Origin of the sequence: Serratia sp. BIGb0163, from assembly GCF_024809935.1 — a bacterium.
Lineage (GTDB): Bacteria > Pseudomonadota > Gammaproteobacteria > Enterobacterales > Enterobacteriaceae > Serratia > Serratia quinivorans.
The window spans coordinates 88,471-102,514 of record NZ_JANUDZ010000002.1; the positions used below are offsets into that span (position 1 = coordinate 88,471).

The 14,044-nt window shown below is 57.0% G+C and carries 14 protein-coding genes; 5 read left to right on the forward strand and 9 right to left on the reverse strand.

The window, feature by feature from the left end; all coding sequences use genetic code 11:
* Positions 1-87 precede the first annotated feature (87 nt).
* The gene (locus M2406_RS11270; protein ID WP_259190030.1) at positions 88-1,275 is read left to right on the forward strand and encodes an MFS transporter; all 1,188 of its coding nucleotides are present in this window, start codon (positions 88-90) and stop codon (positions 1,273-1,275) included.
* On the opposite strand, the gene yjiA is transcribed toward M2406_RS11270, so the two are convergent.
* From yjiA to M2406_RS11295, 5 genes are all read right to left on the reverse strand, one after another.
* A complete protein-coding gene (gene yjiA / locus M2406_RS11275; protein WP_259190031.1) occupies positions 1,231-2,193 on the reverse strand; it encodes a GTPase in 963 nt (320 codons plus the stop codon). The genes M2406_RS11270 and yjiA overlap by 45 nt on opposite strands.
* A gap of 12 nt (positions 2,194-2,205) precedes the next feature.
* On the reverse strand, positions 2,206-2,409 hold the full coding sequence (locus M2406_RS11280; RefSeq protein WP_004953088.1) for a YbdD/YjiX family protein: 204 nt from the start codon (positions 2,407-2,409) through the stop codon (positions 2,206-2,208).
* Positions 2,410-2,475: 66 nt separating this feature from the next.
* A complete protein-coding gene (locus M2406_RS11285; RefSeq protein WP_112363083.1) occupies positions 2,476-4,656 on the reverse strand; it encodes a carbon starvation CstA family protein in 2,181 nt (726 codons plus the stop codon).
* Between the two features lie 239 nt (positions 4,657-4,895).
* Positions 4,896-5,606 carry a trehalose-6-phosphate synthase gene (locus M2406_RS11290; protein ID WP_115183351.1) on the reverse strand — a complete coding sequence of 237 codons (711 nt, stop codon included), beginning with the start codon at positions 5,604-5,606 and terminating at the stop codon, positions 4,896-4,898.
* Positions 5,607-5,669: 63 nt separating this feature from the next.
* Positions 5,670-7,043 (reverse strand): glutamine synthetase family protein, encoded by a 1,374-nt coding sequence (locus tag M2406_RS11295; RefSeq protein ID WP_259190051.1) that lies wholly within the window; start codon positions 7,041-7,043, stop codon positions 5,670-5,672.
* A gap of 194 nt (positions 7,044-7,237) precedes the next feature.
* Between M2406_RS11295 and M2406_RS11300 the strand changes: the two genes are divergently transcribed.
* Positions 7,238-7,573: a hypothetical protein gene (locus tag M2406_RS11300; RefSeq protein WP_259190052.1), complete on the forward strand. Its 336-nt coding sequence runs from the start codon at positions 7,238-7,240 to the stop codon at positions 7,571-7,573.
* A gap of 168 nt (positions 7,574-7,741) precedes the next feature.
* Here the strand turns inward: M2406_RS11300 and M2406_RS11305 are convergent, their stop codons facing one another.
* The 4 genes from M2406_RS11305 to M2406_RS11320 form a co-directional block, all read right to left on the reverse strand.
* Positions 7,742-8,818, reverse strand: a complete 1,077-nt coding sequence (locus tag M2406_RS11305; RefSeq protein WP_405050622.1) for a YncE family protein — start codon at positions 8,816-8,818, stop codon at positions 7,742-7,744.
* A 345-nt stretch (positions 8,819-9,163) separates the two neighbouring features.
* Complete coding sequence (locus tag M2406_RS11310) at positions 9,164-9,556, reverse strand: hypothetical protein (RefSeq protein ID WP_259190053.1); 393 nt, start codon at positions 9,554-9,556, stop codon at positions 9,164-9,166.
* 357 nt (positions 9,557-9,913) lie between these two features.
* Positions 9,914-10,339, reverse strand: coding sequence for a hypothetical protein (locus M2406_RS11315; protein ID WP_259190054.1), 426 nt, complete (start codon positions 10,337-10,339; stop codon positions 9,914-9,916).
* 55 nt (positions 10,340-10,394) lie between these two features.
* Complete coding sequence (locus M2406_RS11320; protein WP_041418456.1) at positions 10,395-11,294, reverse strand: LysR family transcriptional regulator; 900 nt, start codon at positions 11,292-11,294, stop codon at positions 10,395-10,397.
* A 169-nt stretch (positions 11,295-11,463) separates the two neighbouring features.
* Here M2406_RS11320 and M2406_RS11325 point away from each other — a divergent pair, with 169 nt between their 5' ends.
* From M2406_RS11325 to M2406_RS11335, 3 genes are read left to right on the forward strand one after another with little or no spacing between them, the layout of a single operon-like run.
* The gene (locus M2406_RS11325) at positions 11,464-12,162 is read left to right on the forward strand and encodes a CoA transferase subunit A (protein WP_012005045.1); all 699 of its coding nucleotides are present in this window, start codon (positions 11,464-11,466) and stop codon (positions 12,160-12,162) included.
* A 10-nt stretch (positions 12,163-12,172) separates the two neighbouring features.
* Positions 12,173-12,826 carry a CoA transferase subunit B gene (locus tag M2406_RS11330; protein WP_012005046.1) on the forward strand — a complete coding sequence of 218 codons (654 nt, stop codon included), beginning with the start codon at positions 12,173-12,175 and terminating at the stop codon, positions 12,824-12,826.
* Positions 12,827-12,849: 23 nt separating this feature from the next.
* Positions 12,850-14,031, forward strand: coding sequence for an acetyl-CoA C-acetyltransferase (locus M2406_RS11335; protein WP_259190285.1), 1,182 nt, complete (start codon positions 12,850-12,852; stop codon positions 14,029-14,031).
* Positions 14,032-14,044: the final 13 nt, after the last annotated feature.

Genomic DNA, 14,044 nt, shown 5'->3' on the forward strand with positions numbered 1-14,044 from the left:
TAAGTTTTTTGTCTTTTATATTGTAATGGCCAGGGTGGGGAAGGTGCTACTTTGTGGCCTACTTTCTTTATGGATACGGGATGTACCATGCAACGCAGACTGACCCTTACCCTGGCGACACTGATGATGATGTTTCCCCAAATTGTGGAAACGATCTATAGCCCGGCGCTCACGCACATTGCCGACGGTTTTCACGTCAGCGCGGAGGTCGCGGCGCAAACCCTGTCCTGTTACTTTTTCGCTTTTGCTTTCGGGGTTGTCATCTGGGGCCGTTTGTGTGACGTGATCGGCCGGCGCCCCACCATTTTGGCCGGTTTGGCGCTGTATCTGCTGGCGTCGATCATCGCCATCTTCAGCACCGGCTTTACCCTGCTGTTGGCGGCCAGGGTACTGGCGGCGTTTGGTGCAGCGGTGGGGTCCGTAGGCACCCAGACTGCCATTCGCGATCGGTTCGACGGTTATGAGCTGGCGCGGGTGTTTTCCGTGATGGGGATTGCGATGGCGCTCAGCCCTGCGGTGGGGGTGCTGAGCGGCGCCCTGTTAACCCATTACTGGGGTTATCAGGGGGTGTTTGCCGGGCTGGCGGCGTTGGCCGCCTTGCTGCTGGCCTATGCCGCATGGCAGTTGCCGGAAACGCGTCCGGCGCAGGTGGTGAAAAGCTCCTTCTTCGGCACGTTTGGCAGAATGGTGAAAGACGGCGATATCTGGCGCAGCGCATGGCTGGTGGCCCTGTTCAACGTCTGCATGTTCAGCTATTACCAGCTGGCACCGTTTCGGTTTGAAGCGCTGGGCCTTCCGCAGCAGTGGTTTGGCTATACCGGTTTGGTGCTGGCCGCCGGCGTCGGGATCGGCGCGGCAATCAACAAGTTTCTCATCGCCAAACAGTGGCTGTTTACGCCACTGCTGATGCTGGCCTGCGTATTGGCGTTGATCGGCGGCGGCCTGGTGTTCCTGTTGGAAGATAAGCTGTGGTTCGTGCTGCCGATGATGCTGGTGGTGATGGCCTACGGCATCGCGATCCCAAATATTCTGGCGCGGGCGCTACGAAATTATAAGGATTGCATGGGCACCGCGGGCGCAATCCTTGGCCTGATGTACTACCTGATGCTGGCGGCGGGGCTGGTGCTGGCCGGGTTGGCGCAGCGGCCGGGCATCGTGCTGATGACGAGTAGCGCCTGCGCGCTGCTGCTGGCGCTGACCTTGGTGCGCGGTGAACGCACCGTCGCTATCTCAACCCAACCCGGCAAACCGCTCCCGGATCGTCTCTTCCGGTAAGTCCACGCCAATAAACACCAGCGTGCTGCGGCGTTCCTCGTCGGGTAGCCACTCGCGATCCCAGTCGGCGTTATACAGCCGTTGCACGCCCTGGAACAGCAGGCGGCGCGACTCGTCTTTGATCGACAAAATCCCCTTATAACGCAGCAGGCTGTCGGCGTATTCCAGCAGCAGGCCTTCCATCACTTCTGAAACCTGCATCAGCTCCAGCGGTTGGTCGTGGTACACCACAATCGACTGAATGTTGTTTTGCGCCTGCGGAATGCGGCGAAACAGGGGAGTTGGCGGCGTCAGGTTCAGCTTGTCGTTCAGCACAAAGCCTTCGATGTCGAACAGCACGCCCAGATCGATATCGCCGTGCGTCACTTTATAAACCGGGGCGCGGGCGTTCATCTGTTGCAGCCGTTGGGTCAGTGCTTCACAGTCCGGCGCCACGTCGGTTTTGGTCAGCAGAATACGGTCGGCGTAGCCCACCTGCGCCTGCGCGATGCTGAACTGGTTGAGTTGTTGATCGGCATGTGCGGCGTCCACCAGGGTAATGATGCCGTCCAGCAGGAAGCGTTCGCAGAGGATCTCGTGCGAGAAAAAGGTCTGGGTGATCGGGCCGGGATCGGCCATGCCGGTGCATTCGATGATCAGCCGGTCGAACTCCAGTTGGCCCTGATCGACACCGTCCAGCAAGTCCAGCAGCGCGTCAGCCAGCTCGTTGGATTTACTGCAGCAGATGCAGCCGTTGCTCAGGGTGGTGATGCGGCTGGCGCGATCGCCAATCAGCGCGTTGTCGATCGGCACTTCGCCGAATTCGTTTTCAATCACGGCAATCTTGTAGCCGTGTTCGGCGTTGAGAATATGGCGGAGCAGGGTGGTTTTACCGGCGCCCAAAAAGCCGGTCAGAATGGTGACTGCGATGGGTTTCATTACAGGTCCTTGTTAACAACAGCGCATGCCGCCTTTGCCGTCCCCACCGTAGCGGGCTTGCTGGCGTTCGCGGAAAAACTCTTTATAGGTCATCACCGGCTTGTCCGGATGGTTGTCTTTCATATGCTGGACGTAGGTATCGTAGTCAGGCACGCCGACCAACATGCGCGCCGCCTGCCCGAGATATTTACCCGCCTGGCCGAGATTACCGAACATAGCCTTCTCCCAAAAAATGACCCTGCATAATAGATTTCATTATGCAGGGTATCCGTTAAATCACCATCAGTGCTGCGGTGAAACTTTGACGTCCCCCTCAGTTACGCCATTGGATGGCGCTTCTTCAGGCACCGGCACGTAAGGCGTTTCCTGATCGCTGCGGTTCGGGTTTTTGTGCGCCGCCATGGCGGTTTTCACCCCATAGAAGATGATGCTGTACACCACCAGCAGGAACAGAATACTCAGCCCGGCGTTGGTGTAGTTGTTCACCACGATATGGTTCATGTTGGCGACCTGCTGGGTGGTCAGCTCAGCGCCGCCTTCGGCAATTTTTCGTTTGTACTCGCCGGCCTGGAAGAAGAAGCCTTCCAGCTGCGGGTTGTTGCTAAACAGTTTCAGGCCCAGGGCGTAGGTGGTACAAATCAGCAGCCAGACGGCCGGTACCACGGTGACCCAAATGTATTTGGTGCGCTTCATCTTAATCAGCACCACGGTCCCCAGCACCAACGCCACGGCGGCCAGCATCTGGTTGGAGATGCCGAACAGCGGCCACAGGCTCTTCACGCCGCCAAGCGGATCGACCACCCCCTGATACAGCAGGTAGCCCCACAGACCCACACAACCGGCGGTGCCGACAATACCGGCCACCAGCGAGTCGGTTTTTTTCAGGAACGGCACAAAGTTACCCAACAGGTCCTGCAGCATAAAGCGGCCGGAACGGGTGCCGGCGTCCAGTGCGGTCAGGATGAACATCGCTTCAAACAGAATGCCGAAGTGGTACCAGAAGCCCATATTGGCGCCAGGAATGATCTGGTGGAATACGTGGGCGATACCCACCGCCAGGGTTGGTGCGCCACCGGCGCGGTTCAGCACTGAAGGTTCACCGATGTCTTTGGCGGTCTGCAGGATCTGTTCCGGGCTGATGACAAAGCCCCAGGAACTGACGGTCGCCGCCGCATGGGCCGTAACATCACGCAGAGAGGCCATGATCATCGGGGCGTCTTCGGTGCCCAAACGGTGCAGGTCCGGCATGGTGATGCCCAGGGCCGCCGGTGGGGTGTTCATGGCGAAGTACAGGCCCGGTTCGATGATGGAAGCCGCGACCAGCGCCATGATGGCGACGAAGGACTCCATCAGCATCGCACCGTAACCGATAAAGCGCGCGTCTTTTTCATTGGCCAACAGCTTCGGCGTGGTGCCAGATGCGATCAGCGCATGGAAGCCGGAGACCGCTCCACAGGCGATGGTAATGAACAGGAACGGGAACACCGAGCCTTTCCACACCGGGCCGGTGCCGTCGATAAACTGGGTCATCGCCGGCATTTTCAGCTCAGGGTTGAGGATCACGATGCCAATCGCCAGCCCGACGATCACGCCGATTTTCAGGAAGGTCGCCAGATAGTCGCGCGGCGCCAGGATCAGCCACACCGGCAGCAGCGCGGAGATAAACGCATAGCCAATCAGCGTATAGGTGATGGTGGTGTCTTTAAAGGTCAGCGCCGGGCCCCAGAACGGGTCGTGGGCGATCACGCCGCCGAACCAGATCGAGAGCACCAGCAGCACGATGCCAATCAGCGAGATCTCACCGACCCGGCCGGGGCGCAGGAAGCGCATGTAGATACCCATAAACAGGGCAATCGGCACGGTGGAACAAACGGTGAACACGCCCCACGGGCTTTCCGCCAGCGCTTTCACCACGATCAGTGCCAGCACCGCCAGAATAATGATCATAATCAGGAAGCAGCCAAACAGCGCGATGGTGCCCGGTATCGGCCCCATTTCCTTTTTGATGATCTCACCGAGCGAAGCACCGTTGCGGCGTGAGGAGATGAACAGTACTAAAAAGTCCTGCACCGCCCCCGCCAGCACCACGCCGCCCAACAGCCACAGCGTGCCGGGCAAATAGCCGACCTGCGCTGCCAGCACCGGGCCGACCAGCGGGCCTGCGCCGGCAATGGCGGCGAAGTGGTGGCCGAACAGCACGTACTTGTTGGTCGGCACATAGTTCAGGCCGTCGTTGTTGACCACCGCCGGGGTGGCGCGGAAGGCGTCCAGTTTCATCACCTTGGTGGCGATGTACAGGCTGTAATAACGGTACGCCACCAGATACACCGCCACCGAGGCGACGATGATCCACAGTGCGCTGATGTGTTCGCCCCGACGCAGCGCCACCACACCCAGGCAGGAAGCGCCGAGTATCCCCAGCAGCATCCAGGGTATGTGTTTTAAAATCCCCTCTCGGTTCATTGAGATGTCCTTAGTTCAAATGTGCAAAATGAGTGAGTTAATCCGCTTATAAGATGTTTCAGGCGCGTGGCCCGGGTGCGGATAACGGTCGGGTATAGGTATAGGAACAGCTCATCATTGCGGGTCGGGGCAGGGGAAGACATCTGAATTTCAGTCAGCGGTGCTATAGGGGAGCTAAGCGGTCAAAATCCCGGGGTGAGCGGTTGGGCGCTGTGCGGCAACGCCAACCGGGCGGTGGGTCAGTAGATGTTGCGGGCGTTGATCCCGGCCGGGAAGATGCCGGTGGCAAAGATATGGCCGTTAACCTGCAGCCGATCGTCGGGCAGCATCTCGACCGGGTATTCATTGGCCAGATAATTGAGGAAGTTGTTGCGATCGTCCAGCGACTGAAAGCCGATCAGATCATAAAAAAATAGCGACTCGATTAACCCCTGGTGCTCGGGGATCTGCCTGAGCAGCGCCGCCGACGGGAACGGCAAATGGAAGAAAAACGCGCAGGGGTTCAACAGCCCCTGTTCCTTCAGCGCCTGGCCGCAGGGCAGCAGCTGATAATCATCAATGCAGATGATGTCGTTCGGGCACACATACTCGCAGGCGATATCGGCGAAGTGCTGGTTGAGCTGGCGGTAAGCGCGGTAGTTCTCGGGCGTGAAATGCGCCTTCTCCGGGTGGTTATGGAACACCGGCCACAGGCCATCGTGATAGTAACCCTGATAGTGGAAGTGAAACTCTTCGGTCGACAGCGGAAAGGTCACTTGCTGATAGCCGCTGCGGTGCTGATGGCTGACCGGGCGCAGCGGCGCGGCGCCAAAGTTCTGCACGTCGCCGTTCCAGCCCAGCCACAGGCCTTGCTCATCATCGCTGGCGTCAACGGAGGATAGCGCCTGCGTGGCGCAGGCCAGGTCTTTGCTGTCACACTGTTTATTCGAGATCAAAACCAAACGAGACATGTTTTGTTCCTTGTTCAATTATGGGGCGAATATATTCGCCCGATGAATGCAGAACCCGGCGGGTTAAAGCATCCAACTGACTTCCGCGGCGGTGACCTGCCCTTCAAAGCGGCGCAGTTCGGCGGTTTTGCAGGTGTACCACAGGGTGCAAAAGGCCGGGCCAAGCAGCTCGCGCAGCGGCTGACAGCGGCGAAACAGCGTAAGTGCCTCCCGCTGGTTGAGTGGCAGTGGTGCGGCGCTGTCGTTTTCATAGCCGTTGGTGCTCGGGGGCAACGGCAGGGGCTGCTCCATCCCGTGTAATAGGCCGCCGAGTATTATCGCCACCGCCAGATAAGGATTGGCGTCGGCACCGGCCAGCCGGTATTCGATACGCTGGTTAGCGCTGTCGGCACAGGGCAGGCGTAGTGCGACGGTGCGGTTATTGTGCCCCCAGGAGGCACGCAGCGGCACATGCATGCCTGGGCGAAAACGGCGGAAGGCGTTGACATTCGGTGCCAGGATGGCCATCGAGGCTGGCATCAATGCCAGCATTCCGGCCATCGCCTGTTGCATGTTGTCGCTTAGTTCGCCCGGAGCGCCGGTCAGCAGGTTGTTGCCCTGTTCATCCTGCAGGCTGATATGAAAGTGCAAACCGCTGCCGGCGGATTGCGCGCAGGGTTTGGCCATAAAGCAGGCGTGCTGGTGGTGTTTCTCCGCTATCTGGCGTGTTAGCCGTTTCAGGGCCAGCACCTGGTCGCAGGCTTCCAGCACCCGGGCACTGTGGTGCAGGTTCAGTTCGTACTGACCGGAGGCCGCTTCGGCCACCACGCCGGTGAGCGGCAGCGCCTGCAGTCTGGCCTGATGCTCGATGTCGTTGAGCAGGGCGTGGTGGCGTTCCGGGGCATCGACAGAAAAACTTTGCGTCGGGCACTGGCCGGCAACGGCGGGCTGTTGCTGCGGGTCATGCAGATAAAACTCCAGTTCTGCCGCGATCACCGGGTAGTAGCCTTTGGCCTGCAGGCGTTTGAGAATCTGTTGCAGCACCACGCGCGGTTCCAGTTCGCAAACCTCACCTTCGGCATTTTTCATCGTCAGCAGCAATTGCGCGTGGTGCTGTGGGTCACGGGCGCAGGGGCGCAATGTGCCCGGTACCGGCAGGCACAACCTGTCCGGCTCCCCGGCCTGCTGGCCCAACCCGCTTTCTTCAATGACCTGGCCTGCGAGATCCATGGCGTAGATCGACAGCGGAAAATAACAGCCCTTTTCCAGCGCGAACAACTCGGCGACCGGCAGCCGTTTGCCACGGAATTGACCGTTTAAATCGTTGAGATAAATATCGACGTGTTCGGTATCCGGATAACGCTGTAAATACTGTTCAACTTCCTTGCCAAAGGGACGTGGCTGCGCGGCGGTAATATCCGCCAGCATTGGGTTGAAGCCAATAATATTAGAATACATGAAACATCCGTCTCGTGAGGCCATATTGGCGATGTAATGATGTTATCCGTGGCCCTAAAAACTGTCTGTAAAAACGCCGTAACTTTATTTCCGCCCGGAATAAAAAAACTGTAAATAATGCGTCGTCGTCCGATGGCTGAATAATAAACAGCCGCATATACTGCGAATCATTGGGTTATTCAGGAGAGAAGTTGATGATCAGATCTTTAATCGTATTTATCGCCGCCATCACGGCGTTCAACGTCGCGGCGTCGTCGGAGGCTGCCTGGGCCAGTGGCGATAAAGCGCTGCAAGCGGCCTGTCTGAAAGCCAGCGGACTGAAAGGTGCCAAAGCCGCCGGAAGCATTATTCATTATGGCGACGACGTCGGTTACTCGGCGCTGCTGATTAGCGGCCGTTACCCGCAGGCGTTTATGCACAACAAACCGGGCAAAGAGCTGTGCCTTTACCAACGTTCCACTAAAAAAGCGGTGATCCAGGATGCCGACGGGCTGGTGGGTAAGCACGTCGACTCATTTAATGGCAGTTAGTGAAGCAAAGCTCTGAATAACTATGTGCAACACTGCTTAGGTGAACATCCCCCTCTCCCTTGGGAGAGGGCCGGGGTGAGGGGCTTTGTGTCGATGTGTATCCCCTCACCCTAACCCTCTCCCAAGGGAGAGGGGACAAAATAACTGACGATAGCGCCCCTGTCGGTGTTATTTCAAAGCGATGCGGATCACGTCATCCGGCGCCGTGGCCTCTTTCTCACGGCTGGAGGCCTGCTTGACGCTGACGTACAGCGTCTGGCCATCCGGTGACAGCGCCAGGCTGTTCGGGTGAGTCGGTGTCTTGATGGTTTGCAGCAGCTTGTAGCTCTTGGCGTCAATCACGCTCACTTCACCCGCCTGGCGATGGGTCACGTAGACTTCATTGCGCGCCGGGTTGAACAACACCGCCAGCGATTCCGGCACGTCGATCTTGCTCAGAATTTTACCGTCGCGGGTATCGACAACCAACACCTGCGCCTGCTTGGAGTCGGTGATAAAGGCGCGGTGAGTGGCCGGATCCAGGCTGATGTTCAGGAAGAAGTGCTCTTTGGACTCATCGAGCTTCTTGCGGCTGACGACCTTGTTGGTTTTGGTGTCGATAGTCACCAGTTCGCCGTCGGCGTTGGTTACATACAGACGGCCGGCAGCGGCGTCCAGTGCCAGGCCGGTGCCGTATTTGCCGGTCTCGGTGATGGTGGTGCGCAGGGTCAGATCCTTGCCGTCGACCACCCAAACCACGCTGGACTCACCCAGCCCGGTGATATACAGGGTATCGCTGGTGGCATCGGCGACCAGCTCACGCGGAGCCAGGGGTTTTACCGTCTCCGAACGCTTGCGCGCGTCCAGCACCAGGCGACCTTTCACCTCACCGGTTTTGCCATCGATGGCGGTCACCGAGTTACTGGTGGTGTTGCCGAAGAACAGCGTGTCGGTTTTGCTGTTAATGGCTGCGCCGAAGGGTTTGATGTCGTTGTGAATAATCTGGGTGATATCCAGCGTCTGCGGATCCAAACGATAGACTACGCCACCTTTATCCAGCTTGCGGCTTTGCGAAGTGGCCAGATACAGCGCGTTCTCGCCCTGGCTGTAGACCATCTCATAAGCGCCTTTCGCGATCGGTTTACGCAGCAGTTCTGGCTCGCCCTGGGCCAGCAGCGGGGTAGAAAACAGCATTGAAGTGAGCAGCAGCAGTGGGAAAGCGGTGCGCGTGCCGAAACGGCGGTTGCGAGTTGTTGCAGAGTTCATAACCTCTCCATGGAGTTAAAAAGCCTGTCGCCGCAGAGCCGTTGCCCTGAGGTCAAGAAAGCTCAACATTGAATTGAAGGTAAAGTCCTGCCGGTCGCGTCGTGGCGCACCGGATTCTGTTCTTGAGAATAGTAATCATTATTTATTGAGAATGGGAGTTATTTCAATGCAGGCTGGGGTGAAAATCACAGTGTGGAGGATTGGCTGGCGGTCATTTCCCGTTCGATAGCGGTTGCCAGCCCAGTTCGCAGGGGCTGACTGGGCGATGGTGGTTGAATATCATTGTGATAAAAAGTGTCAGAATGGAAATGTACTTGAGGATTTCTTCATTATAAATTTCTAACTTTATGTTTTATCTATAAAGTAAATAAGAATACACATAAGAATCAAGATCGTACCCTGAAGCATTAAGAGCCTGAAGTCATTACGGATCCAGCGTTGTAATTTCTTCGATGCGGTAGTTTGTACAAATTCGTAGGCCTTGCTATCCAGGTAGGTGTTGCGGTCTATTTTTATTTTCCGATTGTTTAATAGCCAAAGAAACCACTGGGCCTTAAGTGATACACCGATAAAACCCAGATTGTCAGCGAAGACGACAAACGGGGGAACGAGCAGCTTGTTGCCCACATAATTTTGATAAAACTCACTGAATTCGGCTTTGTTTCGGCGATAGTAAATAAACTGAATCAGGGCACTGAGCAGTAAAAGTAAAAAGCCTATGATGACAACTATTTTCATCACTCACCAAAAATGTAATTAGTAAAATAATCAGAAGCCGCACTACCGGCAGCAGAACCGAGTGCTCCACCTGCTACCCCACATGCCAGTGCACCGACACCAGCAGTTACGGAGCCGAGTACTATTGCACATGCACCCATACCTATGGCGGTGCCAAACCTTCCGCCTATAATCCCGGCTGAATTACTCGTAGCAAAATTACTGTACCCCTTAACCGCGATTTTGGTGCATTCCTGCTCCCGGCCGCTGGTGCAGGCGTTATAAACGTCATTGGTGGTATTCAACCCACTGAGGCCGATGCCAACCCAACCGCCAGCTTTCATAAATTTCGCAGCGCGGCTGGCGCTGTAAAGAGAGTTAAAATACCTCCATGAAATGTAAAAGGCTCACCCCAAAAAATATATAGCAAATTATAAAGATAGGTGATGTTTTTATTGCATTTTTAAATGACATTCTAAATTTTTTAGCAATATCAAGAGCTTCTAGTTGTTGTGATTTTAATTCTCCTTCATTAAATGATGTGTTTATCATTTCAGTTATATCATTTTCTATTTTAGAAAAAGGCCGCATGTCTTTAACTTTTGACTTCAATCGATATGAGAAGATGAATACGGTGGTTAACATCGCATATAGTTGGATATATTTATTGGTGACGCTCCAACATCCTAAAGTGGCTAAAAAAATCCACACCCCTTCTATATTTAGAGACTCACGGAAGCGTTTGATATGTATCATATATCTTTTTATTTCATGCATGATATCTGAGTTGTTTTTTTCTTGCATTTTACAATCCTTTTATATTTATCGAATTTTAATAAGGAAAAATAATTACTCTATATTAAACTCCACTCATCGCCATTTCCCGTTCAATTACCCCGGCCAGCGCCTGGGCCGCCGAAGACAGACGGTGCTGGGCGAGGCGGATCAGTCCGACGCGGCGTTCAATCACCGGGCCGAATAACGGCACGCAGGTTGCACCTAACTCGCCCATCTGTTGTTCACACAACGCCGGTACCGCGCTGGCGCCCAGTCCGTTAGCCACCATGCGGCCGACCGTCACCAACTGGTGGCTTTCAAACGCCACCTCCAGCGTTCTGCCGCTTTTGGCCAGCGTTTGTTCCAGCAACAGACGCACCGCAGAAGGGCGCTGCAGGGTAATAAAGTCCAGCGTCAGCAACTCTTTCCAGCTCACCTGCGCCCGGCTCGCCAGCGGTGAATGCTTTGGCACCACCGCCACAAAGCGATCGTTACACAACGGGGTGAAGTGCAGGGTATCGCTGGGCTCTGGTTCGAAGGCAATGCCCATTTCCACCCGGCCTTCGCGGATCATCTCGAACACCTGCTCGTTAATCACGTCGTGTACCGCCACGTTGATCCCGGCGTAGTGATCGCGAAACACTTTCAGGATCGGCGGCAGCGGGTTGGCGGCGAACGAAGGCATGGCAGCGATCGCCACTTTGCCCAGTTGCAGGGTAAAGCGCTGACGCATCGCCTCTTCCGCATTGTCCCAGTCCGCCAACAGTTGGCGCGCCATCGGGAAGAAGCTTTCCCCTTCCGGCGTCAGCGCCACACGCCGTGTGGTACGCAGCAGCAACTGTCCCCCCAACACCTCTTCCAGTCCGCGAATGGCGAGACTCAGCGCCGGCTGCGAAATATTCAGCCGTTCGCTCGCCTGGGCGAAGTTAAGAGTGTGAGCTACCGCTAAAAACGCGCGTAACTGTTTGATGCTCATTTTCATTTTTGAATTATTTAACTCTTTTGAAAACAGTAGTTAACAATTTATTAATAAAAATTTTAAATCAATGGGGCACAAAAACAAAATTAACAAATCATTTTTGTGACCTGATGATGCCTTTGCACAGGCAGGGGCATGCCGCCCACGGCCACAGAATACTCAGAGGCAGCCAATGGCAGGGCTCGATAAACGCGTCGCAAGCTACCAGGAAGCGCTGGCAGGCCTGACGGACAATATGACGGTGTTGGCGGGCGGTTTCGGCCTGTGCGGCATCCCGGAAAACCTGATTAATGAGATCCGTCGCTTGGGAGTAACCGGCCTGACGGTGGTATCAAACAACTGCGGCGTCGACGGCTTTGGCCTCGGCCTGCTGCTGGAAAACCGGCAGATCCGCAAGGTGGTGGCCTCCTACGTTGGTGAGAACGCGCTGTTCGAGCAGCAGGCGATCAGCGGTGAACTGGAAGTGGAACTGACGCCGCAGGGTTCTCTGGCAGAAAAAATCCGCGCCGGGGGCGCCGGTATCCCGGCGTTCTTCACCGCTACTGGCTACGGCACCCCGGTGGCCGAAGGCAAGGAGGTACGCGAGTTCAACGGCCGCCCTTACATCATGGAGCAGGCGATCACCGGTGACTTCGCCATCATCAAGGGCTGGAAGGCCGATCACTTCGGCAATGTCATCTATCGCCACACCGCACAGAACTTTAACCCGCTGATGGCCACCGCCGGGCGAATCACCGTAGTGGAGGTGGAAGAGATCGTCGCGCCGGGCGAGCTGGATCCGGCCGCGATCCACACCCCCGGCATCTACGTTGACCGCCTGATCCAGGGCAGTTTCGAAAAGCGCATTGAACAGCGCACTCTGCGTACCTGAGGAGAACCCCATGCTTACCCGTGAACAAATGGCGCAGCGCGTGGCACAAGAACTGCGTGACGGCGACTACGTCAATCTGGGGATCGGCATTCCGACGCTGGTGGCCAACTATGTGCCGCCGGGCATGGACGTGATGCTGCAATCCGAAAACGGCCTGCTGGGAATGGGCGGCTTCCCGACCGAGGCTGAGCTGGATGCCGACATGATCAACGCCGGTAAGCAGACGGTCACCGCCCGTATCGGCGCCTCGATTTTCGACTCGGCACAGTCGTTCGCCATGATCCGTGGCGGCCATGTCGATCTCACCGTATTGGGCGCTTTTGAAGTGGACGTTGAAGGCAACATCGCCTCGTGGATGATCCCCGGCAAGTTGGTGAAGGGCATGGGCGGCGCGATGGACCTGGTGGCCGGTGCGGAGAACATCATTGTGGTGATGACCCACGCGTCAAAGAGTGGCGAGTCCAAGTTGTTACCGCGCTGCACGTTGCCGTTGACCGGTGCCGGTTGCATTCGCAAGGTTCTGACCGACCTGGCCTATCTGGAAATTGAAAACGGTGCCTTTGTGCTGCGCGAACGTGCGCCCGGCGTCAGCGTGGAGGAGATTGTCGCCAAAACCGCTGGTCGGCTGATAGTGCCGACTCAGGTGCCGGAGATGCGCTTCTGATGATGTTATCCAGGGAGAAAACCATGCAACAGGTAGTGATTGTAGCGGCGACTCGCACGCCGATTGGCAGTTTTCAGGGCGTGTTGGCCTCATTGTCGGCGGTGGATCTGGGAACTGTGGTGGTGAAAGCCCTGCTGGCCCGCAGCGGGGTTGCAGCGGATCAGGTGGATGAGGTGATCCTCGGGCAGGTGCTGACGGCCGGTTGTGGGCAGAACCCGGCACGCCAGACCGCATTGAACGCCGGGCTGCCCCATAGCGTGCCGGCGTTGACCATCAACAAAGTCTGTGGCTCCGGTCTGAAGGCGATTCATCTGGCGGTGCAGGCGATCCGCTGTGGTGACGCCGAGGTGATTATCGCCGGGGGGCAGGAAAGCATGAGTCAGTCGCCGTATCTGATGAACGGCGCGCGTGCCGGACTGCGGCTGGGTCACGCTCAGTTGACCGACAGCGTGATCCAGGACGGCCTGTGGGATGCCTTCAACGATTATCACATGGGTATCACCGCTGAAAATTTGGCGGAGAAATACGCCATCAGTCGCAGCGAGCAGGATGAGTTTGCGCTGCGTTCACAACAGAAAACCCAGGCCGCCCAACAGGCCGGGCGTTTTGTGGCGGAAATCACTCCGGTCGAGGTAGCTAAACCCAAAGGGGAAGTGCTGCGGGTGGCCTGTGACGAGCAACCCCGCGGCGACGCCATGCTGGAAAGTCTGGCCCGGCTGCGTCCGGCGTTCCGCAAAGACGGCACGGTGACCGCCGGTAACGCTTCCTCAATTAACGACGGTGCGGCGGCGGTGCTGTTGATGAGCGCGGCGAAGGCGGCAGAGCTGAAGATGCCGGTGCTGGCGCGCATTGCCGGTTATGCGGCATCGGGTGTTGATCCGGCGATCATGGGGATTGGCCCGGTACCGGCGGGGCGTCGCTGTCTGGCCAACGCCGGTTGGTCGTTGAGCGAAGTCGATTTGATCGAGGCCAATGAGGCCTTTGCCGCACAGGCGCTGGCCGTCGGCCGCGAACTGGAGTGGGACAGCGCCAGGGTCAATGTTAACGGCGGGGCGATAGCGCTCGGGCATCCGATCGGGGCTTCCGGTTGCCGTATTTTGGTCACGCTGTTGTATGAGATGCAGCGCCGTGAGGTCAACAAGGGGCTGGCGATGCTGTGCATCGGCGGCGGACAGGGCGTGGCGCTGGCGGTTGAGCGCGGCTGATACCCGGGAGGAA

Coding starts and splice junctions, on each gene's coding strand:
- M2406_RS11315 (WP_259190054.1), bottom strand. CDS start 10,339: ATGCAAGAAAAAAACAACTCAGATATCATGCATGAAATAAAAAGATAT.
- M2406_RS11270 (WP_259190030.1), top strand. CDS start 88: ATGCAACGCAGACTGACCCTTACCCTGGCGACACTGATGATGATGTTT.
- yjiA (WP_259190031.1), bottom strand. CDS start 2,193: ATGAAACCCATCGCAGTCACCATTCTGACCGGCTTTTTGGGCGCCGGT.
- M2406_RS11290 (WP_115183351.1), bottom strand. CDS start 5,606: ATGTCTCGTTTGGTTTTGATCTCGAATAAACAGTGTGACAGCAAAGAC.
- M2406_RS11325 (WP_012005045.1), top strand. CDS start 11,464: ATGGCAGGGCTCGATAAACGCGTCGCAAGCTACCAGGAAGCGCTGGCA.
- M2406_RS11280 (WP_004953088.1), bottom strand. CDS start 2,409: ATGTTCGGTAATCTCGGCCAGGCGGGTAAATATCTCGGGCAGGCGGCG.
- M2406_RS11335 (WP_259190285.1), top strand. CDS start 12,850: ATGCAACAGGTAGTGATTGTAGCGGCGACTCGCACGCCGATTGGCAGT.
- M2406_RS11285 (WP_112363083.1), bottom strand. CDS start 4,656: ATGAACCGAGAGGGGATTTTAAAACACATACCCTGGATGCTGCTGGGG.
- M2406_RS11300 (WP_259190052.1), top strand. CDS start 7,238: ATGATCAGATCTTTAATCGTATTTATCGCCGCCATCACGGCGTTCAAC.
- M2406_RS11320 (WP_041418456.1), bottom strand. CDS start 11,294: ATGAAAATGAGCATCAAACAGTTACGCGCGTTTTTAGCGGTAGCTCAC.
- M2406_RS11330 (WP_012005046.1), top strand. CDS start 12,173: ATGCTTACCCGTGAACAAATGGCGCAGCGCGTGGCACAAGAACTGCGT.
- M2406_RS11305 (WP_405050622.1), bottom strand. CDS start 8,818: ATGAACTCTGCAACAACTCGCAACCGCCGTTTCGGCACGCGCACCGCT.
- M2406_RS11310 (WP_259190053.1), bottom strand. CDS start 9,556: ATGAAAATAGTTGTCATCATAGGCTTTTTACTTTTACTGCTCAGTGCC.
- M2406_RS11295 (WP_259190051.1), bottom strand. CDS start 7,043: ATGTATTCTAATATTATTGGCTTCAACCCAATGCTGGCGGATATTACC.